We start from the raw sequence: 398 nt of genomic DNA on the forward strand, positions 1-398 counted from the left end.
TAAGTGTCACCGGCACCACCGGTGGCGATTTCGAGAATCTGGCCGTTAATCCAGCCGAAGCCGTCACCAACGTCAGCGATACGATCGATACGTCGACCGTGACCCTCACTGGTAACGCTTCGGTCGTGGAAGGTGGCGTGGTCACCTACACCGCGTCCGTCAGCGCGCCGGTCACCGGTTCGCCACTGATCGTGACCCTGGCCAACGGCCAGAGCATCACCATCGGTGTCGGTGAGTCGTCCGGTTCGGTCAACTTCACCGCGCCGAACAACGTCTACAACACCAACGCTCCGCTGACCAACAGCATCAGCAAGGTTGAAGGCGGCAATTACGAGCAGCTCGAAACCGCAGGTAACCCGACCACTACCGTCACCGACAGCCCGGATACCCAGGCCACT

The 398-nt window shown here is 60.8% G+C and carries 1 protein-coding gene; it reads left to right on the forward strand.

The annotated features are described in order from the left end of the window. On the forward strand, positions 1 to 398 hold a 398-nt coding region (locus tag ACNQPL_RS26665; protein WP_416468389.1), incomplete at both ends, for an immunoglobulin-like domain-containing protein.

It is taken from the genome of Pseudomonas sp. LFS044, assembly GCF_047978245.1.
GTDB lineage: Bacteria > Pseudomonadota > Gammaproteobacteria > Pseudomonadales > Pseudomonadaceae > Aquipseudomonas.